At 36.7% G+C, this 25,304-nt stretch carries 24 protein-coding genes and 2 other annotated features; of the genes, 6 read left to right on the forward strand and 18 right to left on the reverse strand.

The window, feature by feature from the left end; genetic code table 11:
- The first annotated feature begins 291 nt into the window (after positions 1 to 291).
- Together pflB and pflA are read left to right on the forward strand one after the other, a co-directional pair.
- Positions 292 to 2,517 (forward strand): formate C-acetyltransferase, encoded by a 2,226-nt coding sequence (gene pflB, locus ABES03_RS23315; RefSeq protein WP_430121238.1) that lies wholly within the window; start codon positions 292 to 294, stop codon positions 2,515 to 2,517.
- A 69-nt stretch (positions 2,518 to 2,586) separates the two neighbouring features.
- Positions 2,587 to 3,339, forward strand: coding sequence for a pyruvate formate-lyase-activating protein (pflA, locus tag ABES03_RS23320; RefSeq protein ID WP_430121190.1), 753 nt, complete (start codon positions 2,587 to 2,589; stop codon positions 3,337 to 3,339).
- A 64-nt stretch (positions 3,340 to 3,403) separates the two neighbouring features.
- Here the strand turns inward: pflA and ABES03_RS23325 are convergent, their stop codons facing one another.
- Positions 3,404 to 4,984, reverse strand: coding sequence for a Na+/H+ antiporter (locus tag ABES03_RS23325; protein WP_430121192.1), 1,581 nt, complete (start codon positions 4,982 to 4,984; stop codon positions 3,404 to 3,406).
- 212 nt (positions 4,985 to 5,196) lie between these two features.
- On the opposite strand from ABES03_RS23325, the gene ABES03_RS23330 reads away from it, so the two are divergent.
- Together ABES03_RS23330 and yidC are read left to right on the forward strand one after the other, a co-directional pair.
- Positions 5,197 to 5,484, forward strand: coding sequence for a hypothetical protein (locus ABES03_RS23330; RefSeq protein ID WP_430121194.1), 288 nt, complete (start codon positions 5,197 to 5,199; stop codon positions 5,482 to 5,484).
- A 32-nt stretch (positions 5,485 to 5,516) separates the two neighbouring features.
- Positions 5,517 to 6,305 (forward strand): membrane protein insertase YidC, encoded by a 789-nt coding sequence (gene yidC / locus ABES03_RS23335; protein WP_430121196.1) that lies wholly within the window; start codon positions 5,517 to 5,519, stop codon positions 6,303 to 6,305.
- Between the two features lie 64 nt (positions 6,306 to 6,369).
- Here the strand turns inward: yidC and ABES03_RS23340 are convergent, their stop codons facing one another.
- Entirely contained in the window at positions 6,370 to 6,573 is a 204-nt protein-coding gene (locus ABES03_RS23340; RefSeq protein ID WP_430121240.1) for a DUF6501 family protein, read from the reverse strand.
- Between the two features lie 95 nt (positions 6,574 to 6,668).
- A complete protein-coding gene (locus tag ABES03_RS23345; RefSeq protein WP_430121198.1) occupies positions 6,669 to 8,309 on the reverse strand; it encodes an AMP-binding protein in 1,641 nt (546 codons plus the stop codon).
- Between the two features lie 239 nt (positions 8,310 to 8,548).
- On the opposite strand from ABES03_RS23345, the gene sda reads away from it, so the two are divergent.
- A complete protein-coding gene (gene sda / locus ABES03_RS23350; protein ID WP_413310016.1) occupies positions 8,549 to 8,674 on the forward strand; it encodes a sporulation histidine kinase inhibitor Sda in 126 nt (41 codons plus the stop codon).
- Positions 8,675 to 8,741: 67 nt separating this feature from the next.
- On the opposite strand, the gene ABES03_RS23355 is transcribed toward sda, so the two are convergent.
- From ABES03_RS23355 to trpE, 12 genes are all read right to left on the reverse strand, one after another.
- On the reverse strand, positions 8,742 to 10,157 hold the full coding sequence (locus ABES03_RS23355) for a HAMP domain-containing sensor histidine kinase (RefSeq protein WP_430121200.1): 1,416 nt from the start codon (positions 10,155 to 10,157) through the stop codon (positions 8,742 to 8,744).
- The gene (locus ABES03_RS23360) at positions 10,154 to 10,831 is read right to left on the reverse strand and encodes a response regulator transcription factor (RefSeq protein ID WP_430121202.1); all 678 of its coding nucleotides are present in this window, start codon (positions 10,829 to 10,831) and stop codon (positions 10,154 to 10,156) included. Before ABES03_RS23360 ends, ABES03_RS23355 begins: the two co-directional genes overlap by 4 nt.
- A 30-nt stretch (positions 10,832 to 10,861) precedes the next feature.
- Positions 10,862 to 10,990: a hypothetical protein gene (locus ABES03_RS23365; RefSeq protein ID WP_430121204.1), complete on the reverse strand. Its 129-nt coding sequence runs from the start codon at positions 10,988 to 10,990 to the stop codon at positions 10,862 to 10,864.
- 203 nt (positions 10,991 to 11,193) lie between these two features.
- The gene (mnmH, locus tag ABES03_RS23370) at positions 11,194 to 12,270 is read right to left on the reverse strand and encodes a tRNA 2-selenouridine(34) synthase MnmH (RefSeq protein WP_430121206.1); all 1,077 of its coding nucleotides are present in this window, start codon (positions 12,268 to 12,270) and stop codon (positions 11,194 to 11,196) included.
- Between the two features lie 223 nt (positions 12,271 to 12,493).
- Positions 12,494 to 12,910 carry a hypothetical protein gene (locus tag ABES03_RS23375; RefSeq protein ID WP_430121208.1) on the reverse strand — a complete coding sequence of 139 codons (417 nt, stop codon included), beginning with the start codon at positions 12,908 to 12,910 and terminating at the stop codon, positions 12,494 to 12,496.
- A 136-nt stretch (positions 12,911 to 13,046) separates the two neighbouring features.
- Positions 13,047 to 13,832: a tryptophan synthase subunit alpha gene (trpA, locus tag ABES03_RS23380; protein ID WP_430121210.1), complete on the reverse strand. Its 786-nt coding sequence runs from the start codon at positions 13,830 to 13,832 to the stop codon at positions 13,047 to 13,049.
- A gap of 1 nt (position 13,833) precedes the next feature.
- On the reverse strand, positions 13,834 to 15,033 hold the full coding sequence (trpB, locus tag ABES03_RS23385) for a tryptophan synthase subunit beta (RefSeq protein WP_430121212.1): 1,200 nt from the start codon (positions 15,031 to 15,033) through the stop codon (positions 13,834 to 13,836).
- A complete protein-coding gene (locus tag ABES03_RS23390) occupies positions 15,008 to 15,655 on the reverse strand; it encodes a phosphoribosylanthranilate isomerase (RefSeq protein WP_430121214.1) in 648 nt (215 codons plus the stop codon). The genes trpB and ABES03_RS23390 overlap by 26 nt, the downstream gene beginning before the upstream one ends.
- Positions 15,652 to 16,443: an indole-3-glycerol phosphate synthase TrpC gene (gene trpC, locus ABES03_RS23395; protein ID WP_430121216.1), complete on the reverse strand. Its 792-nt coding sequence runs from the start codon at positions 16,441 to 16,443 to the stop codon at positions 15,652 to 15,654. The genes ABES03_RS23390 and trpC overlap by 4 nt, the downstream gene beginning before the upstream one ends.
- The gene (trpD, locus tag ABES03_RS23400; protein ID WP_430121218.1) at positions 16,444 to 17,472 is read right to left on the reverse strand and encodes an anthranilate phosphoribosyltransferase; all 1,029 of its coding nucleotides are present in this window, start codon (positions 17,470 to 17,472) and stop codon (positions 16,444 to 16,446) included.
- Entirely contained in the window at positions 17,444 to 18,055 is a 612-nt protein-coding gene (locus ABES03_RS23405; RefSeq protein ID WP_430121220.1) for an anthranilate synthase component II, read from the reverse strand. Before ABES03_RS23405 ends, trpD begins: the two co-directional genes overlap by 29 nt.
- A complete protein-coding gene (trpE, locus tag ABES03_RS23410; protein WP_430121222.1) occupies positions 18,052 to 19,440 on the reverse strand; it encodes an anthranilate synthase component I in 1,389 nt (462 codons plus the stop codon). Before trpE ends, ABES03_RS23405 begins: the two co-directional genes overlap by 4 nt.
- 60 nt (positions 19,441 to 19,500) lie before the next feature.
- Positions 19,501 to 19,753: a binding site (T-box leader), on the reverse strand.
- 37 nt (positions 19,754 to 19,790) lie between these two features.
- Positions 19,791 to 20,044: a binding site (T-box leader), on the reverse strand.
- Between the two features lie 183 nt (positions 20,045 to 20,227).
- Here trpE and ABES03_RS23415 point away from each other — a divergent pair.
- Positions 20,228 to 21,508 (forward strand): MFS transporter, encoded by a 1,281-nt coding sequence (locus ABES03_RS23415; RefSeq protein ID WP_430121224.1) that lies wholly within the window; start codon positions 20,228 to 20,230, stop codon positions 21,506 to 21,508.
- Positions 21,509 to 21,551: 43 nt separating this feature from the next.
- Here the strand turns inward: ABES03_RS23415 and ABES03_RS23420 are convergent, their stop codons facing one another.
- The 3 genes from ABES03_RS23420 to ABES03_RS23430 are packed head-to-tail and all read right to left on the reverse strand — an operon-like array spanning position 21,552 to position 25,092.
- The gene (locus tag ABES03_RS23420) at positions 21,552 to 23,414 is read right to left on the reverse strand and encodes a PTS fructose transporter subunit IIABC (protein ID WP_430121226.1); all 1,863 of its coding nucleotides are present in this window, start codon (positions 23,412 to 23,414) and stop codon (positions 21,552 to 21,554) included.
- 14 nt (positions 23,415 to 23,428) lie between these two features.
- Positions 23,429 to 24,343, reverse strand: a complete 915-nt coding sequence (gene pfkB, locus ABES03_RS23425) for a 1-phosphofructokinase (protein WP_430121228.1) — start codon at positions 24,341 to 24,343, stop codon at positions 23,429 to 23,431.
- On the reverse strand, positions 24,340 to 25,092 hold the full coding sequence (locus tag ABES03_RS23430; RefSeq protein WP_430121230.1) for a DeoR/GlpR family DNA-binding transcription regulator: 753 nt from the start codon (positions 25,090 to 25,092) through the stop codon (positions 24,340 to 24,342). The genes pfkB and ABES03_RS23430 overlap by 4 nt, the downstream gene beginning before the upstream one ends.
- Between the last annotated feature and the right edge of the window lie 212 nt (positions 25,093 to 25,304).

Genomic DNA, 25,304 nt, shown 5'->3' on the forward strand with positions numbered 1-25,304 from the left:
TCTGTTTCATGGGTTTCCACTATACATACGTTGTTATTATTGAATTCTTCTTGTATAACAGATGTTGTTTTTTATTATTTTTTTATAGTACAGTTTATAATTTTCTCTTTATTCGTTCATAAAAAGTTCAAAAAATAACACAGAAAACCCCTGAAAATCCAGACTTCACAATATCTTAACATTTATCCGTTTTTCAGGTGACAATTATCACTTTTAAACTGTTATACTCAATGTAAGATATAAACAGTAAAACAGTTTAATGTTTTCTATAAATTGAAGAGGTGAAAAATGATGGAACAATGGCATGGATTTGATAAAGGTACTTGGACGAAAGAAGTTAATGTTCGAGATTTTATACTTAGAAATTATAAGCCTTATGAAGGAAATGATTCTTTTTTAGCAGATGCAACTGAAGCTACAAAAAACCTTTGGGAACAGGTAATGGAATTAACAAAGCAAGAGCGTGAAAACGGCGGTGTCCTTGAAATGGACACAGAAACAGTTTCTACTATTACTTCACATGGGCCAGGTTACCTTAATGAAGACCTCGAAAAAATAGTGGGCGTACAAACAGACAAACCATTTAATCGTTCTTTACAGCCCTTCGGCGGTATTCGGATGGCTAAAAGTGCATGTGAAGCATACGGTTACCAATTGAATCCTGAAATCGAAAGAATCTTCACAGATTACCGTAAAACTCACAATCAGGGTGTTTTCGATGCCTATACTGATGAAATGATGCTTGCTCGAAAGGCAGCGATTATTACTGGACTTCCAGATGCATACGGGCGTGGACGTATCATTGGTGACTATCGTCGTGTAGCTTTATATGGTGTTAACTTCCTTATCCAAGAAAAACATCTAGATAAAAAAAATACAAGCAAGGTAATGACCGAGGACAATATGCGTCTTCGTGAAGAAATTGCAGAGCAAATCCGTGCTTTAAATGAACTAAAGGAATTAGGTATTAGCTATGGTTTCGACCTGTCTCGACCTGCTGCTAACGCACAAGAAGCGTTCCAGTGGCTATATCTTGGGTACCTTGCAGCCATTAAGGAGCAAAACGGTGCAGCAATGAGTCTTGGACGGGTATCAACATTTTTAGATATTTACATCGAAAGAGATTTACATGCTGGGACAATCACAGAAGAGGAAGCACAAGAAATCGTTGATCACTTTATTATGAAGCTTCGTTTAGTGAAATTTGCCCGTACTCCTGATTATAATGAATTATTTAGCGGTGACCCTACTTGGGTAACAGAGTCTATCGGAGGAATGGCACAGGACGGTCGCTCTCTTGTAACAAAAAGCTCCTTCCGCTTCCTTCATTCACTAGATAACTTAGGACCAGCTCCAGAGCCAAATTTAACCGTTCTATGGTCTCCACAGCTACCTGAAAACTTTAAAAAATATTGTGCAAAGATGTCGATTAAAACTAGCTCCATTCAATATGAAAACGATGATATAATGCGCCCTGAATACGGCGATGATTATGGAATTGCCTGCTGTGTATCCGCGATGGAAATTGGAAAGCAAATGCAGTTCTTTGGTGCACGCGCGAATTTAGCAAAAGCTCTTCTATACTCCATTAACGGTGGTATAGATGAAAAATTAAAGATTCAAGTTGGTCCACAGTATATGCCAATTACTTCAGAAGTACTGGACTATAAAGAAGTTATGCAACGCTTTGACCAAATGATGGAATGGTTAGCAGGTTTATATATTAATACCCTAAATGTTATTCATTATATGCATGATAAATACAGCTATGAACGAATTGAAATGGCTTTACATGATACAAAAATACTTCGTACCATGGCAACTGGAATTGCTGGTTTGAGTGTAGTGGCTGACTCTTTAAGTGCCATTAAATATGGTGAAGTGAAAGTAATTCGTGATGAAAATGGTATAGCAGTTGACTTTGAAATTAAGGGAGATTTCCCTAAATATGGCAACAATGATGATCGCGTGGATAGTATAGCAGTTGAAATTGTTAAGACCTTTATGAAGAAACTACGCAAACATGTAACCTATCGCGATTCACTTCATACCTTATCTGTTTTAACAATCACTTCAAACGTGGTCTATGGAAAGAAAACTGGTAACACTCCTGATGGACGCCGTGCGGGAGAACCATTTGCTCCTGGTGCCAATCCAATGCATGGTCGTGATACAAAGGGAACCTTGGCTTCTTTATCATCTGTTGCAAAAATTCCTTACAGCTATTCGATGGATGGAATTTCTAACACTTTCTCCATTGTACCAAAAGCACTAGGAAAAGAAGACGAGAGTCAGATTCGCAACCTTGTTTCTATCTTGGATGGCTATGCCATTAAATCTGGACATCATCTAAATGTTAACGTCTTTAATAGAGAAACTTTAATCGACGCAATGGAACATCCTGAGCTGTATCCACAATTAACGATTCGTGTTTCTGGTTATGCGGTAAACTTTATTAAACTTACTAAAGAACAACAGCTTGACGTTATTAATCGGACTTTCCATGAGTCCTTATAAAAAAGATAACTGAGGCCGACTCAAATACAAAAGGGTCAGCCTCCCTGATAAATGAAAGGGGATATTATCATGATTGGAAATATACATTCCATTGAAACTCTAGGAACAGTTGACGGGCCTGGAATAAGGTACGTGATTTTTACACAAGGCTGCTTATTACGTTGCCAATTCTGTCACAACGCAGATACTTGGGAAATCGGCTCTGGTAAGCAAATGACTGTTTCTGACATAATGGAAGATCTCATGAGTTATCTCCCCTTCATTCAGGCTTCAGGTGGCGGTATTACTGTTAGTGGTGGTGAGCCCTTATTACAAATCCCTTTCCTTACTGCATTATTTAAGGAGTGCAAAAAGAAAGGGATTCATACGACCATAGATTCTTCTGGAGGCTGTTTCTCCCATTCTAAGCTTTTCATTGAACAGCTTGATGAGCTATTGCTTTACACTGATCTTGTCCTTCTAGACTTAAAACATATTAACCGGAAGAAACATATTCAGCTTACAGGAATGGCAAATGATCATATTCTTGAGTTTGCGAAATTTTTATCTGATCGGAAGATACCCATCTGGGTTCGACACGTCCTTGTCCCAACAGTTACAGATGATCAAAATGACCTGCAGAAACTCGGAGAATTCATCGGGACACTTGAAAATGTACAGAAGGTTGAAATTCTTCCTTACCACAAACTTGGGGTTTATAAATGGGAAGCACTTGGACTTGAATATCCTCTCAAGCATGTAGAACCACCATCTGAGGATAAGGTCGAATTTGCCTATCAGATGCTTATCGCTCATTGGAGGACTCCATTAAAGAAAGAATAACGTTAAACGAGGACTGAATCTATCATAAAAGGCTGACCCAAGTCTTAAGGTGTCAGCCTTTTTGTTAGTTATCTTCTTCATCGAGATTCACTAATAAATCCATTATTCTGGCATATTCCTTGTCTGCTACTTCATTTGAGATAACATCATCTCTAGTTAAATCTCTGATCGCTTCGTGTTCAGCATATAATGCTTGTTTTAAGAGTAAACTTTTTTGTTTTTCTTTTAATTCAGTATGGTTCTGATATAACATTTGAATCTGCTCTTCAATCGATTCCTTTTTATCTACATACTCCTTAACAAGCTCATTAGAAAGTGATTCTGTAATAAAAAGCCTCTTCCTCACTTTATGAATTTCATCAATTGCAGCTTCATATTGATGAATGTTTGCTATTAAATATTCATATTCACTGGCAACTTCAGGTTTTGGGTTTACACCAAGTAATTTAATTAGTGTCTTAACTGATAAACCCTGAACGACCAGGGAGAAGAAAACCACGAAAAAAGTTAATACTAATAACTCGTCTCTTCCCTTAAAATCGTAAGGAAGGCTCAATGCAAGTGCAATTGATAATGAACCCTTTAGGCCACCCCAATTAATGATATGTTTCCAGGAGTGAGGAAAATTTTTGATGAATGCTAAACTTGTATAGACAGCTACACTTCTCGCTCCTAGAACAATTACGATTGCTGCAAAAATTGTTCCCCATTTATTAAATATCCCAATTCTGGTTATTTCAAGCCCTACCATTAAAAAGACAATTGAATTCGCTAGTAGAGCGGCGACATCCCAAAAATTCCCTATATTTAATTTAGTAGTGGGGGTCATTCCAATTTTCGCACCAAAATTCCCAAAAATTAAAGCAGCAACAACAACAGCTATTACTCCGGAAGCATGTATACTTTCTGCTAAAAGATAAGATCCATAAAATAAAATAATACTGAAAATAATCTCGAGAGGATAATCATCATAGAACTTTGTTAAGATTGAAAAACCATATCCAAGTGCACCGCCGATTATTAAGCCAAGGAATATGACTTTCACAAAAGTCCATGCGCCTAAACCCAACCCTTCCCATCCTAAGTCTATATAGGATAGTAAATAAAAAGCAGAAAGTTGAAAAAGAACTACTGCCATGCCATCGTTGAATAAACTTTCCCCTTCTACGACTATTGCCAATCTTTTATTTACACCAATGCTTTTAAAAATACTTAAAACACTTACCGGGTCTGTAGCACTCATTAGTGCCCCGAATACAAAGGCTGCAGTAATCGTTAACCCAAAAAGATAATAGGTCGAGAAACCAACAATGAGAAACGACAATAATGTTCCACCAAATGCCAGAGAAAGAATAGGTATCTTATTTGTCTTTAACTCAACAAAAGGAAGTTTTAAAGATGCTTCACCTAAAAGGGCTGGTAAAAATAAAGTGACAATGACAAAATGGAATACTTCTCCTTGTGTAATAAAGGTTTTTAATGGCTCTAACGTAGGAAAATTCATTAAACCGATCAAAGCCCCTACAATGACTAAAGCAATAGGGTATGGTTGCTTAAATTTCTTGGCAATCGCTGTAATACCCGCCGCAATCATAACTAGAAATAATGACATGACAAAAATGAGATGTAAATCTAAATGCTCCACGTGGCACCACCTTTACACTATTTATAAAAAAAGTGCAGTTTAATCCTATTTAATATTTGCAATAAATAATAACTTAAACAACAGCCTCTTAATAAGATTGAAAAAAATTTAGCAAACTCTTCATATTCTGGTATTTTGCCAAACAATAAATTGATTCTTTACCTATTCTCCTTTATACTCATATCATTGGCATTTAAAAGAGGTGATTATTTTTGTTTCAATTGCTCATCGATCATTCAGATATTCATGCCTTAAACGCGCTATACGTCAGTATATACGTAGGTATTTCATTAAAATTTTTATGGGCATGGGGCGTTGAATATTCATTTAGTGGTTCTCAAACTAATCCTACTGACACAAAAATGATCCAGCCATTGTTTTTTTACCGAAAAAAAAGCTGTTTAAATGGCAATATGATTTTAAATAGAATTGTTAAATATATTCGTAGAAAAGAATGTTCTAAGGATGATTCTGAAGAACCTATTTCCTTCCTATTTTAACAAAAAAAATCACTTACACTTTAGGAGGAAATATGAAAACGAAACGTTCTTCACTTATAATTATCTCTATTCTTACTATTACAACATTCCTATTATCTGCATGTTCAGCTCAGACTCAAAGCGGTAAAAACGACGGATTTTTTCATACTTATTTTGTAAATCCATTTTCATTTACCATTCATTCAGTAGCAGATTTTTTTGGTGGGAATTACGGCTTAGCGATTATTCTTGTAACCCTGATTATTAGACTTATACTAATGCCATTAATGTTAAAACAATATAAAAACCAAATGGCTATGAAAGAAAAAATGGATGTTTTAAAGCCTGAGATGGATGTTATTCAAAAGAAAATGAAGGCCGAGAAAGATCCAAAGAAAAAACAAGAACTTCAAGCAGAAATGATGGGCCTTTATCAAAAACATGGTGTCAATCCACTTAATATGGGTTGTTTACCTATTCTCATTCAAATGCCTATTTTAACCGGCTTCTATTATGCGATTAGAGGTTCGGAGGAAATTAAGACACACGAATTTTTATGGTTCAGTCTTGGACATCCTGATATAGTGATTACCATTATTGCTGGGCTAATTTATTATTTTCAATTTAAAGTATCCCAATCCAATATGCCGACACAGCAGCAGGAACAAATGAAATATATGGGCTTGCTTTCTCCATTAATGATTGTCATGTTCTCTTTTAATGCACCTGCTGCCCTCCCTCTTTATTGGGTTGTAGGGGGTACATTTTTAATTGTTCAAACCTACATTAGTCGTAGCCTATATCAAAGCAAAAAACCTGAAGTACAGTTGAAACAAAAATAAAAAAATAAAAGCTGCCTGGTACACAAGTACCAGGCAGCTTTTATTTTTGAAGTCATGAACTTATTTATACATCTTGAAAGTAATCCTTGTAAAAGCCACCAACTTTGCCAGTATTGTCAATGATATAATAAAATTCCTCTGTTTCATTTTTTACATCATAAATTTCACCTGCAGTTAGTGCATTGTTTACCAGGTATTTCTCCGCATCTGTATGAACGCATTTTACTTTCTTAACGGTTTCCCGCTCACGCCATGATAAATGAATCATTGTTGCCATCGTTCCTTTCCGTCTTTGTCCAATTATTAGTATAATCAATACAACCCTTGATACGCAACAATATCCCTTCATCTCCTCTTGAAAAATTAATGCTTTGCTACTACATTTCTTGCATTCTCTCGTAAAAGGTATTTTTGAATTTTTCCTGATGCTGTCATTGGAAATGACTCTGTAAACTCAATATATCTTGGGATTTTATGCTTAGAAATCTTACCAATACAATATTCCTTAATCTCCTCTGCAGATGCTTTTTCTCCCTCTTTTAATATTATCCATGCCATAACTTCCTCACCGTACACTTCGTCTGCAACACCTATTACTTGAATATCAAGTATTTTCGGATGGGAATAGAGAAACTCTTCAATTTCACGAGGATAAATATTTTCTCCTCCTCTGATAATCATATCCTTCAAACGACCTGTAACCTTGCAATATCCATTTTCATCCATAATGGCTAAATCACCCGTATGTAACCATCCATCCTGATCTATTGCATCATTTGTTGCTGCTAAATTTTTATAATATCCTTTCATCACATGGTAACCTCTTGTACATAATTCCCCCTGCACACCTCGTTCCACTTCTCTGTTTGATCCAGGTTCAACAATTTTCACCTCAACGTTTGGAAGTGCTTTCCCAACGGATTCGACTCGTAATTCAATTGGATCGTCAGTCCTGGTTTGGGTAATGACTGGTGAAGACTCTGTTTGTCCATAAGCAATCGTTATTTCCCTAACACCCATTTTTTCAATGACAGCCTTCATTACCTCAATCGGACAGTTGGATCCTGCCATAATACCCGTTCGTAACGTTGATAGGTCATAAATATCAAAATCCGGCTCATTCAGTTCTGCGATAAACATCGTTGGCACACCATGGAGCCCGGTACACTTTTCGTCTTGAACCGTTTGAAGCACTTTTTTCGGATTAAAATCTTGAACGGGGACCATTGTTGCACCGACGGAAACACATGCCATCGTACCAAGGACACAACCAAAGCAATGAAAAAAAGGAACAGGGATACAAAGCCTGTCTTCAACAGTCAGTTTCATGCAATTAGCTATATTAAATCCATTATTGACGATGTTGTAATGTGTAAGCATAACACCTTTTGGAAATCCAGTAGTCCCCGAGGTATACTGCATATTAATCACATCATCAGGCTCTAGGGAGTCCATCCGTCGGTTTAATTCTTCATCGGTAACCTCTTCACCCAGTCGCATGATATCCTCCCAGGAAAAGGTACCTGGATATTTCTTATCACCAAGAACAATTACATTCTTAAGAAAAGGAAGCCTGCTGCTATTCACCTTCCCAGGTTCTGAGTTCTTCAATTCAGGGACAATTTCGTAAATCATATCTATATAAGAAGAATCCTTCCAAATATCCATTAAAAGAATGGTAGTAGAATCAGATTGTTTTAATAAATACTCGAGTTCAGCTGTACGATAGTTGGTATTCACAGTAACTAAAACAGCCCCCATTTTACCTGTAGCAAATTGGGTTACAAGCCATTCAGGCGTGTTACTCGACCATGCTGCTAATTGTTCCCCTTTTTCTATACCAAGCTTCATAAAGCCCTTAGCAGCTTTTCTACATATACTGTCAAATTTACGATAACTCCATCTTAAATTTCGATCTGAATAGATCACTGCTGTATGGTCTGGATGCAATTCTGCTTTTTCTTCTAATAATTTACCAATAGTACTATTTAATAAAGCTGCCATTTTTTCATCCCCCTCAATACCAGTAGACCAAGCGCTAAAATAAAACGCTTTCAAAAGTATGTTACCATATTTTTAAGAATATTCAATATTTTTAAAAATATATTTTTCCTTTTTTTACAAGTCTGTGAACCTTTAAAAAAATGATAAAAAAGGGTTCTCAAAGTGAATGAAAACCATTACAATAATAAAAACTGAATACTCAATCCACTTTCCAAGGAGGCCATCTTATCTTGAAAATTATGAGTAACGAGCAATTGGTTGTTTCGTATCGGGATGCATTAAAGTCAGGTAAGGAAAAGGAATGGATTAAGATTTTGAAAGATGAGATTCAACGTCGTGGACTAAGGCCGTTTAAGAAACGTTAACTTTTTACATTGAAAGACCGCTGAAATGTATTTCAGCGGTCTTTCATCATTTTCAACACCATTGGAATCAGGATTTCCCTTGATTTGCGACAATTGGTATAGAAATACTCACTTTTGTTCCAATACCTTCTTTACTTTCAATTAATATTGATCCCTTGTATTTTATTACTAGCTGCTTAGCAATGGAAAGGCCCAGACCCGTACCACCGTTTTCACGAACACGTGCTTTATCTACTCGATAAAAACGGTTAAACACGTCTGGGATATTCTCATTAGCGATCCCAATTCCATGATCTGAAACAGAAACAATCACATCCCCCTCATCTCGGACACCAGAAATAGAGATTGTTTTATCCTCATTCGAGTACTTTATTGAATTATCTAATAAAATAATTAATATTTGTTCAAAATGATGTTCTGCCATAGAAATCATCGGTAAATTCTTTTCCATTTTAATTTCAAACTGATAATCCGGATGAATGATTTCTAGTTTACTAATTACTTTTAGAACAAGGTCAACTAAATCTGTTTTTTCTGCAATTACAATTCTTTGGTTTTCTGCACGCGTTAGCACTAAGAGGTCGTTAATTAACTTTTTTAATCTTGATAGTTCTTGTAATGAAGCATCTAATGATTCTTCTAAAATAACAGGATCCTTTTTTCCCCACCGATTTAGTAAGGATAGGTGGCCCTCCAGAATAGAAACAGGTGTCCTAAGTTCATGAGAAGCATCCTCTACAAATTGTTTTTGAGCCTGAAAGGATTTTTCAATTTCGTCCATCATCTCATTAAACACATTTGTAAGTTCAGTTAAATCATCCTTTTGTTTATAGACCTCCACTCTTCTCTGAAAGCCCTCTTCCTTTATTTTTTTCATTCCTTTTGCTAACCTTCTAACAGGTTGCAGTAACTGTTTAGCAAGGATAAGGCCGCTAATGGCACTAAAAATGATTGCTGCTACTCCAAAAATAGTCATTACCCAAAAGAGATTGCTCATCATTTTATGATAGTTGTTTAAATGACGGACAACCTCTAGTGTCCCTGTAAATTTATCTCCATTGATTGGATATCTGGCTACAAAAGCCTCTTTTCCCTCGATTGAAATCCTATCTGTTGTACTAACCCTCGTCGGAACGGGCTCCAGTACAGGAAAGTTACCGTTTTTATCAGAAACAAGTATATTACCATTACTGTCATAAACTCGAATTAATTGGTCTTTATCATTCATGTTCCTTAAAAAGTCTTCAGTCTCAATTATATCAGTACGGGTTAAAGTTTCCGCCTTTGCTTTATAAAAGGTGGCAATATCCTTAATCGTCCGATTAATAGCCATTTCCTCACGATTCATCATCCATTTCGAAACTGTATGATATTCTAAAAAACTAAACAAAAAGAACGTAAGAAAAATAGCTGATGAACCACTTAACACCAGTTTGCTTTGCCATGGCAATCTATTAAATATAAGTGTTATTTTATTAATCATCTCATTACATATCCTGTACCGCGAACTGTACGAATGTAGCTTCCATTAACTTGATCATCTATTTTGTTTCTTAAATATCGGACATATACATCTACAACGTTTGTTTCAACACCAGTACTGTAACCCCAAACTTTATTTAATAGAACTTCTCTTGTTAATACAATGTTAATATTACTCATAAAAATGACTAATAAGTCAAACTCTCGCTTAGTAAGTCCAATAATTTTTCCTGCTTTTTTTACAATACATGATTCAAGTTCAACTTCTAAATCCTTAAAGGTGAGTGTTGTTAATTCATTTGAATTGATTGCATCTATTCTTCGAAACAAGGACCGTAATCTAGCCAATAATTCTTCAATAGCAAATGGCTTAACGATATAATCATCCGCTCCGCTATCTAATCCAGAAACACGATCAAGTACACTGTCTCTTGCAGTTATCATAATAATCGGAATCGTTTTATTCGCCTGTCTAATCCTACGGCACACCTCCATTCCATTTAATTCTGGCAGCATTAAATCGAGTAAAATGGCATCCCAATTTTTTGAGAGAGCCAATTCTAATCCACTTCGGCCATTTGCTAATACGGTGGTGTTATAACCTTCATGATTCAGTTCAAGCTCAATAAATCTAGCTAAATTCTTTTCATCTTCAATAATTAGTATATTTTGCATACATCCACGCTCTCAATTCATTTTTGCTTTCTATTTTAACTGATGTTTGTCTTTAAAAAAATCAATAAATGCATGAAGAATTTCAACTGATTGATATGACAGGAGAGAAAGGGCTGTTAAAGAGAAAAATCCAACCATAATTAGTCTAACCCATAGCATGTTACATTCCTCCTTACTTTACATTTTGAAACATAAACATGGAATATTTAATAGGGAAGAATTAGGTGGAGTAAAAGGATTAATAAAAATATTTTACCTTTTTGAAAGGAGACCATGATGAGAGGGAGATTAGAATTTTCTTAGAAAAGACAAAAGGCTGACACATTTTCTGAGTCAGCCTCTCCTTAACCGAGCTTCTAGTATTACATGAATTTATTTGTTTCGAATTGTGGTCGGAAGGATAGTTCTGTAAGCTTTTTTTCGACTTTTTCAGCTGCATCAACAGGGTTATCAGCAAAAATATCGTAGAAATCCCCTTCGTATTCTTGTCTTGCATGGTCGTAACGAGGGTCGTAATAATGTTCCAGTAAAATTCGAATCAATTCGTGATAGTTTTTTTCATCTAAATAGCCCAGTAGTTTGCTTCTTACTTCCAAATCCCTGACCCGTCTTAATACCTTTTCCAAATTACTTGATATTTTACTCTCATACCATGGTTCATTCCCATATGGCAGTACATATTCAGAGATAAGGTGCTTCACTCTTTGTTCAAGCGGAGAATGAATGTAAATATTTATGCCCTTAAATTTGATATCCATTAGTTCCTCAGGTTGAACAGCTTTTCCAATTCGTTTACTTTCGGCCTCAACAAGAAAATAATTTGAACCTTGTATTTCCTGAAGCCCTTTAAATAAGAGTGAGTCAAAAGTTTTTTGGTTATGCCCCTCACCTAGACCAATGGTGCCAAAGATTGATCCACGATGCCCAGCCATCTCTTCAAGATCTAAAATTGGATAACTCTTTTGTTTCAGAAGCTTTAGCACCTCTGTTTTTCCAACACCTGTCATTCCATGGATGACTACTGCATTTCGGGGAATTATTGTCGGTATTTTTTCAAGTATATGGTGTCTATATGCTTTATAACCGCCGATTAAACGCCAAGCATATATCCCAGCAAATTCCATGAAAGTCACAACTGAATTACTTCGCATCCCACCACGCCAACAATAGATGACTAATTCTCCATTGGTATGATGGCCTTTAATTGTATGTAACAATTCAGGTAATTTGGGTGAGACGAGTTCCATTGCTCTCCACTTAGCTGCTGCCTGACCTTCTTGCTTGTAAATAATACCAATCTCATGCCGCTCTTCATCTGAAAATAATGGGACATTAATTGCTCCAGGTATCGCACCGTCTTTAAACTCTATCGGCGAGCGTATATCAATAATAATTGGGGTTTTTATCATAAAAAGATCTTCTACAGTAATTTCTTTCATCTATATTGCACTCCTACAGAATAATGGGTTATACCCAAAACATATTTGATTAGAAACAAACAAAACTTCCACAACGGGAAGTTTCAAGCATAACAAGACCTATCGAACGAATTATAATTCCGTTTTCTAAAAATAATTACTTAATGCGTATAACCATATTATATAGGAGTTATATATCACTATCAAGAAGTAGAATATGCCTATAGTAGCATTACATCTTCAATTAGCGAAATGGTGTACCTGTTAACTTTTCAACCGCTTGACAGAACTTATCCCAATTAGGAGGATAGTTTTCTGTCCCTTCACTTTCGTAAATCTTTCCCTTTGTTTTTAATTTAACGGACCAGTACTTTCCTCCAAGGATAATACCTGTCTCTTTTTGATAACAAGGTTTCCAATCCCATAAATTCATCGAAAAAATAGCTTGTTTGAACACATCTAAACTCCCTGGTTTAGCCATATTAATATTTGAAAATGGCTGACCATTTCTATTGGATTTCCATTCTAATGAGGCAAATCTTTTTTTTTCAAAATTAACACGTACCTGATAAGAGATTCCACCTATCCCCTCTTGCGTAGCAATTAATGAAATGGGACTTTTATCTGAATGAATAGACAGGACCGTTTCATAAACCTTCATTATTCCCCATCCTTATATAAATGATAACTAACAACATAAAATCGTCAACCAAATTATAGTAAAAACAGCTTCTTTCTGCTGTAACAAATGACACGGACAAAAAAAGTCTACCCTTAAAAAGAATAGACTTTTTCACTTAGACTATTTTCGATTCTTGTTTAAAGCTGGACATTAGCCCTTCCATTTCGTTCAGATTGTTTGCCTCAAATAAATCAACTATTTTACTCCCTACGATTACCCCATCACAGTGGTTGGTTAACTCATTAATTTGCTCTTCACTGGAAATTCCAAAACCAGCAAGCACCGGTATTAGACTTATCTCTTGTACCGACTTTAGAAATTGATACAATTCAGCATCATATTCATTTCTTACCCCCGTTATTCCCTTCACAGTTACTGCATATAAAAATCCATTACCCTTACTGGATATTAATTTGATTCGATCCCTAGGAGTGGTTGGAGTGACTAAGCGAATTAATTCCACATCAACATTCTCTAGATTTGGTGCAATCATGTCCTCCTCTTCAATAGGAAGGTCTGGAATAATACAACCATCGACACCTGCATCACTTATCGCTTTAACAAAGGCCTCTATCCCAAAAGAATATATTGGATTAAGGTAGGTCATAAGAATAATAGGTATCGATACAACCCTCCGTGCTTTTTCCACTTCTGATATAATTCCTTTTAAAGTCGTGCCATTTTCAAGAGCTCTTATTCCAGCACGTTGAATGGTTGGCCCGTCAGCCACTGGATCTGAAAATGGTACACCTAGTTCTATTGCAGTAGCACCGAATTTCTCTAATAATACCATCCTATTAACTAAATTATTTAATCCTCCATCCCCAGCCATTATGTAGGGAACGAAAGCCTTTTTATTATTTCTCTTTAATAAAGAAAAGGTATGTTGTAAACGATTCATTTTATTTCTCCCCTTCTAGCCTAGTTTTCACAGTATCTACATCTTTATCTCCACGTCCGGATAAACAAACGACAATATTTTCTGTAACTTGCATTTCGGCCGCAAGTTTTACAGCAAAGGCAACTGCATGTGAACTTTCTAACGCTGGTATAATTCCTTCTAGCTTCGATAGAAGACGAAAAGCATCAAGTGCTTCATTATCGGTAATAGAATGGTAATTTGCTCGACCAATATCCTTTAAATAGCTGTGCTCTGGTCCAACACCTGGATAATCAAGACCAGCCGAAATCGAGTGCGCTTCTTGAATTTGACCATCTTGATCCTGCAGTAAATACATTAATGCACCATGTAAAACTCCTGGTGTCCCCTTCGTTAAAGAAGCTGCGTGATATTCTGTGTCCACACCCTGTCCTGCTGCTTCTACTCCATAGAGACTGACCCTTTCATCCTCTATAAATGGATAGAACATCCCGGCTGCATTACTCCCTCCACCGATACATGCTACCACCGCATCCGGAAGGACACCCTGAGCTTGTAAAAATTGCTCCTTGGTCTCTTTACCAATAACACTCTGGAAGTCTCTTACCATCTGAGGAAATGGATGTGGCCCCATAACTGATCCTAATAAATAATGGGTATCATCAACATTTGCCACCCAGTATCTTAGGGCCTCATTAACAGCATCCTTTAATGTAGCACTACCTGATGTAACACTAACAACCTTTGCACCGAGTAATTCCATCCTAAATACATTTAATGCCTGCCTTTTGATATCTTCCTCCCCCATGAAGATAATGCAATCAAGGTTTAATAGTGCACAAACAGTAGCCGTTGCTACACCATGCTGGCCTGCTCCCGTTTCAGCCACTATTTTTCTTTTTCCCATTCGAACAGCTAGTAATGCCTGACCAATAGCGTTATTAATTTTATGGGCACCTGTATGGTTTAAATCTTCTCTTTTTAAGTAAATCTTTGCTCCACCAGCATATTTTGTAAGGTTTTCTGCAAAATATAAGGGGGTTTCTCTTCCGACATAGTCCTTTAATAATCGATTAATATCTTCTTGGAAACTCGGATCATTTTTTGCCTTCTTATAAGCTTCATCAAGTTCAATCACTGCTTTCATGAGTGTTTCTGGAACAAATCTTCCTCCAAATTTCCCATAATGTCCTTTTTCATTCGGTAATGTATATGTGTTCATTTTGGTTCCCTCCTGTTAAGCTACCTTTTACCTTTTCAATAAAGGCTTTCATTTTAGCCAGATCCTTCATTCCATTCGTTTCTACTCCAGAACTTACATCTACCATAAACGGTTTGATAATCTGGATTGCCTGTTCTACATTTTCGATATTCAGCCCACCAGCTAGGATTACTTTTTTTTCGTCAATTAATTTTTGATTCACTTTTTCCCATTCAAATGTAGTTCCATTTCCACCTCTATATTTACCTTTAGGACTGTCGAGTAAAATATAGTCACTAGGAAATTTAGCCATTTCTCCCAAACTATCGTTGTCTTGAAAACTAAACCCCTTAATAACAGGTAAGGATAATGATTTAGAAAAAGCAGCTGTTTCGTCACCATGTAATTGAATATGAGTAAGTCCAACAAAGGCAGCTATTTTTTCTATTTGCTCTTTTGTTTCATTTACAAAAACACCTACCTTATAAACTTGTTCCGGTAGTTGCAAAACAATTTCTTTTGCCCTGTCTACTGAGATTTTTCTTTTACTTTCAGCAAATACAAGCCCAATTGCATCTGCACCAAATCGGACAGCAGCCATTCCTGTTAATTCATCTGTTATCCCACAAATCTTAACTTTCATCTTCCTACCTCTTTTGATAAGGGCAAACGAAAGTTTAAAAATGATTGTTTCACATCCGGACTTTTCATTAACGCCTCACCCACTAAGATGCCGTTTGCTCCTGAGTTTCGAACTCTCTCAACATCCTCTTGATGGAAGATTCCACTTTCACTTATGAGAAAGGCTCCAGAGCTTCTGACAGCAGATGCCAATTTTTCGGTCACTTCCAGTGAGACATGAAAGGTTCTTAAATCGCGATTATTTATTCCAATTAGTTTTGCTCCCGTTTTAAGTGCTTTTTCTAGCTCAACTTGATTATGAACCTCTACCAATACCTCTAATCCTAATTGTTTAGCATATTCATAAAGATTTATTAGCTTTTTTTCATCTAATGCAGCAACAATTAACAAGATAATATCTGCCCCGTTGGCTTCAGCAAATTCAATTTGTATAGGATCAATAATAAAGTCTTTACATAAAATCGGCAGGTCCACTGTTTCGCGGACCGTCGTTAAATCAGTGAATGACCCTTTAAAAAACATATAATCTGTTAAAACAGAAATGGCAGATGCACCATACTCTTCATATAATTTTGCCTGATCAGCAGGGAGTGTCGTATTATTAATCACCCCTTTAGAAGGCGACGCACGTTTGAATTCAGCAATTATTGAAATTTCATTTGCTGTTTGCAATCTTTTAATAAGTGACCTTTTTGGATTTATTTTATTTTGTAAAGGACGTTGTCCTTCACGGAGAAGGAGAACCTCTCTCTTTTTCTGTTCAATAATTTTATCTAAGATGGTTTCCAATTATATCGCCTCCTTCTGTCCTTCAGCATGAGTTTTTTCTATCAACTGAGTTAATTTTTCATACGCACTGCCAGAATCAATCATTTCCCTAGCTATCTCAATTCCATTATTAATTGTGGTTGCTTTCCCCGCGGTATAGATTCCAATGCCTGAATTAAGTAATACAGTGTCACGATGGGCACCCTTCTCTCCTTTTAAAACCTTAATTAAAAGATCCGCATTCTCCTTTGAATCCCCACCCTTAATACAGCTGTTATCATATCGAGGAAGATTAACCTCTTCAGGGTAAAATGACTGATTAGTAATAATGCCGTCCTCTACTATCGTAATGTAGTTCTCCCCTTGAAGTGAGGCTTCGTCCATATACCCAGCTCCATTTATTACCGTCGCACGTTTACGACCTAGTTTATTCAAGACTTCTGCAAATACCGGAAGTAAATCTCTTCTGTACACTCCGAGCAATTGGAAATCTAATTCCATTGGATTAGTTAATGGTCCAATAAAATTGAAAACAGTTGGGATTTTCAATTGTTTTCTTACTGTCATTACTTTTTTTAATTTTGGATGTACATTCGGAGCAAATAAAAACGATACTCCAATTTCTTGTAGAATTTCTTCGGTTCTTTCTGGGGATAAATTCAAATTAATCCCTAAGTACTCAAGCACATCAGCACTTCCTGTCTTACTGGATACACTTCTATTTCCGTGTTTAGCAACCGGAATACCTGCACTTGCAATAACAAAAGCAGAAGTAGTACTTATGTTGAAGCTCGAGGAACCATCTCCCCCTGTACCACAATTATCTAAAACACCTGAGAATTTCTTCTTAAATGTCACTGTGTTTGCTTTCATGGCTTTTACAATACCTGTTATTTCTTCCACTGTTTCTCCTTTAGATTTCAAGCCCATTAAAAAGGCCGCAATTTCTGATTCAGAAACCTCTTCGCCTAAAATAAAATCCACCGCCTCCTGCATTTGGATTTCTGAGAAGGATTCCCTTTCAGCTAACTGGAGTAAGTACTTTTTCATTTCCGCTCATCCTTTCTATTTCGAGTAAGAAGTTATTTAATATTTGTTTTCCTGTTGGTGTACCAATTGACTCTGGATGAAATTGCAATCCGTACACAGGATATTGTCTATGTTTGATAGCCATTACTACCTGGTCATCGTTTGAGTGCGCGATACATTCCAGTTGTTTAGAAAGACTGCTCTCCTCAACGATTAAGGAATGGTAACGCATGACTTCGAAGAGGTCGGGAAGATCATTAAATAGTTCACAGTCATTATGTGAAACCAGTGATGTTTTCCCGTGTTTTATTATTTCTGCCCTCTGAATTACACCTCCGAAAGCAGCGCCAATGGCTTGGTGTCCAAGACAGATACCGAGAATTGGAATCTTATTAAAAAATTCTCGGACCACATCCATACATATTCCTGCATCCTCCGGCTTTCCGGGCCCAGGGGAAAGTATAATTGCTTTAGGGTGTAATTCTACAATTTGTTCTGTGGTTAGCTGATTATTTCTATAAACAACTAATTCCTCCCCTAGCTCACCTAAATACTGATAAAGGTTAAATGTGAATGAATCGAAGTTATCAATCAATAAGATCATTTTTCACCCTCCAGGAAGGAATTTAATTTATTTAATGTCTCTTGGTACTCAGACTCTGGATTTGAATCAAAAACGATCCCTGCCCCTGCTTGGATATAGGCATTTCCATCTTTTAAAATCAATGTTCGGATAGCTAAGGCAAAATCCATATTTCCATTTGCAGATAAATATCCAACTGCTCCAGAGTATAAGCCTCGTTTTGATTTTTCCAATTTGTTTATTATTTCCATCGCTCTAACCTTAGGAGCACCTGAAACAGTACCAGCAGGAAGGCATGCAGCAAGTGCATCAATTGCTGATTTATCTTGAAGAAGGTTACCGCTCACTTCTGACACTAGATGCATCACATGACGATATTTTTCAACTGCCATATACTTGTTAACATGGACGGTCCCAAATTCACAAACTTTTCCTAAATCATTTCTCCCAAGATCAACAAGCATCTTATGTTCAGCAAGCTCTTTTTCATCCCGCTGTAATTCCATAGCAATCAATTGATCTTCTTCACTATCTTCTCCCCGTTTTTTTGTTCCTGCAATTGGATTGGAGATTACTTTCCTGCCATTTGTTTTAATTAAGCTTTCTGGTGATGACCCAATTACCGTATATCCGTCAAATTCGATATAGAACATATATGGTGTTGGATTATGGGAACGATGTTTGCGGTAAAGAGACAATGGACTTCCGCTAAAGGTAGACTTCATACGTCTTGAAAGTACGACCTGGAAGATATCACCTTCAAGAATATGTTCCTTTGCAACCTTGATATTGTTAATAAAATCCTCTTTTGAAGTTTCTGAAACAAATTCCGATAAATGATAAGGCTCCTCCTCGTGATAAAAGGTAGGTTGTTTTATTTCTTTCATTCTTTGTTTCATCCTATTTTTTATCGCTTCTTTATCACTATCAGAAGAAAGTGGAAGCCCGCAAATCAATACCTTTTCTTCTAAATGATCGAAGACGATGACCTCTTCATAAAACATTAAATGAACATCTGGCATTTCCATTCCGTTCCGATATTCTTCACCAATTATTTCGAACTGTCTGATGATGTCATACCCTACAAAACCTATAGCTCCTCCAATAAACGGGAAGGGAAATTCCTCGGAGTTCTGTACCGGGATTAGCTCTTTTAACACCTCTAGCGGGTTTCCGCTTAATACCTCTTTTTCGCCATTCCGTTTGATAATCTCATTATGGTTACCCCTGGAAACAAGTTCGTAAGCTGGGTCTACACCAATAAACGAGTAACGCCCCGTGTCATTGTATTTAAGGGAGCTTTCTAATAAGAATTTCTTGTCACCTCTTATTTTTTGTAATATTGAGATTGGTGTAAGGGTGTCACCCTTTATTTCATTTATAATAAGACTTGTTTTTGTTTTCATAATGAACCCCTTTCGAAAAAATAAAAAAATCGCCCTCTATATGCGTAACGAATTACGCATATAGAGGGCGATTCTTTGACCGCGGTGCCACCTCCATTTGAAGTAGAAATACTAATCCACTTCCTCTTTTCAGGTACAGAAAATGAATTCGATACCCTATCCTTTTAACGGTGGAACTCCGTACATCCCTACTTTATTGTTCAAGATGTCTCTTACAAGTCCATTCGACAAATCCATTCTTATCGGGCTCTCACCTTCCCCGACTCTCTGAAAAGAATAAAACTTGTGTACTCCTCTTGCTCAACGATTTACACTATTTAATTTTTTGAATACAAAAAGGCCCCCCATCCAAAAAGGACGGGAGACCCGTGGTGCCACCTTCATTAGCTAATTAGTTAAGTTAGCTCACTTTACCGATATCGAAGCAAATGCCTGAATATCTGTCTCTTGTAACGACGAGATTTTCGCCAAAGCCTACTGACCATATAGGAGTTCGGTTTGGAGGCTCAGAAGTCCATTCACTTATACGTCTACGCTGATTTGCACCAACCATCAGCTCTCTAGAGAATCCGTAAAAGTTACTACTCTTCGTCAATGCCCTTATATTGTTTATTATGTTATTATACTTCCCCATCTAATGTCAAGGATATTATTAAAAAAATTTTCAAAATATAAAATATCTTCACTTAATTAAGCTTCCATTAAAAGGATTTTTGTTTCGAGTTTTTTTAATTTAAAAGTGAGAATATTAACTGTAGAAAATAATTTAAGGCGGGATAGATGATAAATGGAACATATTGAACATTTATGCCAAAATCCAACGGCTGAAAAGAAGAAAGCAGCTGCTGGAAAAAAGGGATCCAGTGAGGTATCAAACCAAAAGTGGGCAATCATCTCATTGTCGTCTATTCCTTTGGTGATGACCTTAGGAAATTCAATGTTGATTCCTGTATTACCTTCAATGGAAAAAAAATTATCGATTTCGTCCTTTCAAACTAGTATGATTATTACGGTTTATTCTATTGTGGCGATTTTTTTAATACCTGTTGCAGGTTATTTATCTGATCATATTGGAAGAAAAAAAGTTATCATACCGAGCCTTATAATTGCGGGAATTGGCGGCATCATCTCCGGCTGGGCTGCTTGGAAATTAGATTCTGCTTATTGGTTAATTTTACTTGGCCGCGCACTTCAAGGAGCTGGCGCAGCCGGAGCAGCACCGATTGTCCTTCCTCTTGTAGGAGATATGTTTAAAAACGAGGATGATGTGAGTAGTTGTTTAGGACTAATTGAAACCGCTAATACCTTTGGTAAGGTACTTAGTCCCATTCTAGGAGCGTTTCTTGCTGGGTTTATTTGGTTTCTTCCCTTCTTTTCCATCCCTGTATTTTGTGCTATATCTGTTATTATGATGTTTTTACTGGTTAAATGTCCTAAAACTACAGAAAAACCCATACCCTTCAAACAATTCTTTATCAATGTAAAAAAAACCTTTACAGAGAAAGGCCGTTGGCTTTATGCCATCTTTTTTATTGGAGGTATCCTTATGCTCGTTCTTTTCGGGATCTTATTTTATCTTTCAGAGGTCTTTGAAAAGGAGTATGATATTAAGGATATTAAAAAGGGATTTTTTTTAGCCTTGCCCCTTGGGGCTCTTTGTTTGTCATCGTTTATTAGCGGAAAAGTAATTAAAAAAAATAAAGTATTAATGAAATGGCTGACCTTTATCGGAATAGTAGCAGCAGCATTTTCCATTGCAGCACTATGGTTTTCAATAAACCTATGGTATATGCTCTCGATGTTCTTAATAAGTGGAATAGGGATTGGGATCAGTCTCCCTTGTCTCGATGCTCTTATTACTGAAGGAATTGAAAAAGAAGAACGCGGTACGATCTCTTCTATTTATAGTTCGATGAGATTTATAGGAGTCGCTGCTGGGCCCCCAATTATTGCGATTTTATTAAAGCAATCAAGTCATTGGATATTTATTTTATTAAGCAGCTTAAGTATTTTAGCTGCAATTGTAGCACTAATATTCATTAAGCCTCAATCAGAACCTCAGAGTTAATAACAAAGAAGCGGACTCAATATGGAGTCCGCCTTCTTTAAAATTATTTAATTGGTTTCTTAAGGAAACCGATTAATAGTGCTGCTACAATTGAACCAATAAAGATAGCAAGTGCATAAAGAAGTGCGCCACCTTCAACCAATGGGACAACGAATATTCCGCCATGTGGTGCACGTAGTCCTATACCAAAAGCCATTGAAAGTGCACCTGAAATGGCTGAACCGGCCATAACTGATGGGATGACCCGAAGCGGATCAGCGGCTGCAAATGGAATAGCTCCTTCTGTAATAAAAGATAATCCCATAACATAGCATGCTTTTCCAGCATCTCTATCTTGGTCATTAAATTTATTTTTAAATAATGTCGTTGCAATGGCAATCGCTAGTGGTGGTACCATTCCAGCTGCCATTATTGCTGCCATTGGTCCATAAACACCACTTGCCAATAAACCAGTCCCAAAAACATATGCTGCTTTATTTACTGGGCCTCCCATATCAAAGGACATCATAAGCCCCAGCACAATTCCTAGTAAAACTGCATTACCTGTTCCTAGACCTGTTAACCAATCTGCAATCGTACCATTTAACCATGCAACTGGTTTATTAACGACATACAGCATGATAAACCCTGTAATCGCAATACCAAAAAGCGGGTAAAGTAGAATACTTTTTATGCCTTCCAGTGAACGTGGAAGCCCAGCAAATATTTTCTTTAGAAGAAGAACGATATAACCTGCTAGAAAACCAGCTACTAAGCCGCCTAGAAAACCCGCTCCGCCACTTGCAGCCATCATACCGCCAACCATACCTGGAGCAAAGCCCGGACGATCAGCTATGCTAAGTGCAATAAATCCTGCAAGGACAGGGACTATTAGCCCAAAAGCATTCCCACCACCAATGGTCATTAACGCCTCAGATATCTGGTTATAAGATGGATCATCCGGCTTAAAGGAGTTATACCCAAACATGAAGCAGATGGCAATTAAAATCCCACCACCCACAACAAATGGTAGCATATTTGAAACACCGTTCATTAGATGCTTGTAAAATCCAGTACGTGAACCTTTTTTCTCAGATTCTTGATTACTTTTATTCCCATTTCCATGGTAGATTGGAGCATCTTGTTTTAATGCCTGATCAATTAATTGCTGTGGACGACGGATTCCCTCAGCAACAGCTGCTTGTATAACGTGCTTACCTTTAAAACGTTCCATTTCTACATTGATATCTGCAGCAATAATGACAGCCGTAGCCTGTTTAATCTCCTCACTAGTAAGGACATTTTTCGCTCCGCCTGAACCATTGGTCTCTACTTTAATATCTATACCCATTTCAGCAGCTTTTGCTTTTAATGAATCTGCTGCCATATACGTATGGGCAATCCCTGTTGGGCACCCCGTAACAGCTACAATGAAGTTCTTCTTATTAGGGGCGCTTGTTTCTTTCTTTTCCTCTTTATCATATCGATTAATGGTTTCAATAATTTCTTCTGGTGTTGTTGCCTTTAGAAGCTCGTAACGCACTTCAGCTTTCATTAATAATCCAGAAAGCTTTGCTAATGCTTCTAAATGTGTATTATTTGCACCTTCAGGGGCAGCAATCATAAAGAATAAATGTGCTGGTTTACCATCAAGTGATTCGTAATTTACACCGGAAGCAGATTTACCAAATACAATAGCCGCTTCCTTCACAACCTTAGTTTTGGCATGCGGAATGGCAATACCATCACCAATTCCTGTGGTACTTTGCTCTTCACGTTTTAGAATAGCTGCTTTAAATTCTGAAGCGTCTGATATTTTATCGGCTTTCATTAATATATCAACAAGCTGGTTAATCGTTTCTTCTTTTTGATTCCCTTCAATATTTAATAGAATCGTATTCTTTGATAATAACTCTGTAATTTTCATCAATTACCCTCCCTTTACTGTATCTCTTTTATACAAACTTGTGGAAGCAGTTCTTCCACTTTTTCCTTTGTACAAAGTCCTAATGAAAATGCTGTTGCACTTCCTGAAGCAACACTATAACGAAATGCCTCTTCAATATTTGAAGTAGATTGATAGGCAGCTAAAAATCCTGCTACCATGGAATCCCCCGCACCAACTGAGTTCTTCACATCCCCTTTTGGAACCTCGGCAAATAAAACTTTTTCCTTATTTATTAAAACTGCCCCATCACCTGCAAGTGATACAATTACGTTTTTTGCACCCATCTCTACCAGTTTTTTTGCATAGGGCACGGCTTCCTCGGCACTAGAAATAACTGTATTAAACAGTTCACCTAACTCGTGGTGATTAGGTTTTATTAAAGATGGTTGTAAAGGTAAAACTTTTTTCAATAGGGATCCTTCAGCATCAACAACAAAAGAAGTTCCATTTTCTTTACAAATTCTCACTAGCTCTTCATATGTGGTTTCTGGTAATGATGAAGGGATGCTTCCCGCCAATACCAACAGATCATTTGAACCTAAAGTTCCAATCTTCGACTTTAATAATTGGAATGCCTGTTCAGAAATATTTGGTCCCTTCGCATTTATTTCCGATTCTTTTTCCGTCTTCAGCTTGATATTAATTCGAGTATCTTCTGACACCTCAACAAAATCGGTTTCAATTTCTTCTCTCTGAAGAAATTGGTCAATGTAGGTACCAGTAAATCCACCAATAAAACCTAGAGCTATACTTTTTGTCTCAAATTGTTTTAAAACCCTAGAAACATTTATTCCTTTCCCACCTGGAAACTTAGCTTCACTTACTGTACGGTTTAATTCACCTAGTTGAAAGCTTTCAAGTTGAACAATATAGTCAACCGATGGATTTAAAGTTAATGTGTAAATCATGCTGTCACTACCTTTATTGAAGTTTTATTTCGATATTGCTCCTGAGTTTCATCTTCTAAATCATTGGTAATAATGGCTGCTTCATGTATATCAGCAATTTTTGCAAACGATATTTCAGCAAACTTTGTATTATCTGCTAAAATATAGGCCTCTCTTGAAAGTGATACTGCCTTTTGCTTTACCATTGCCTCTTCTTGGTCAGGTGTTGTAAAGCCAAGCTGTGGGTGTATACCATTAACCCCCATAAAGCATTTATCAAAGCGATAGAGATCAAGACTCGCTAAAGCACCTCTTCCAATGAACGCATTGGTGTTTGGCTTTATTAATCCACCGATCAAGTAAGTAGAAATTCCTTTATTTAGTAACGGTGATAAGTGCATTAGTCCGTTTGTTACAACGACAATATTTTTATTAGGTAAAAATTCAATCATTTCCATTACAGTTGATCCAGCATCCATATAAATAGTGTCCCCTTCTTCGACTAACCCAGCTGCATATTTCGCAATCTGTCGTTTTTCTTGAAGGTTTTTGGATGATTTCTCAATCATACTTGGCTCTTGAAGTTTGCCTTGTAATCTTGAGGCTCCTCCATGGATTCTCTTTAGGAACCGTTGTTCTTCTAGCTGAGAAAAGTCTCTTCGGATTGTTGATTCTGAAGATCTTGTCAGGTCCATTACCTCTTGAATTTTAACAATGCTTTTTTCTTTTAATAATTGAAGAATAATTCGATGCCGTTCTGGTGTTAACACTTAAATCACCTTCAACTTGTTTATTTGTTATTATCATACTGAAAACGATTCCATAAATCAATCATTTTCTTTCAAAAACAATTATATTTTGGATGTTTTTGAACGTTATCAGAAAATTTCTGTCATAATTAGTTTTTGAATTAGATGGTATTCTTCCCAATAGGCTCTTTTATATAAACGGCTCTGTTAAATTTGCCTGTTGATTTCCGCTC

It is taken from the genome of Neobacillus rhizosphaerae (assembly GCF_050477885.1).
GTDB lineage: Bacteria > Bacillota > Bacilli > Bacillales > Cytobacillaceae > Neobacillus > Neobacillus rhizosphaerae_A.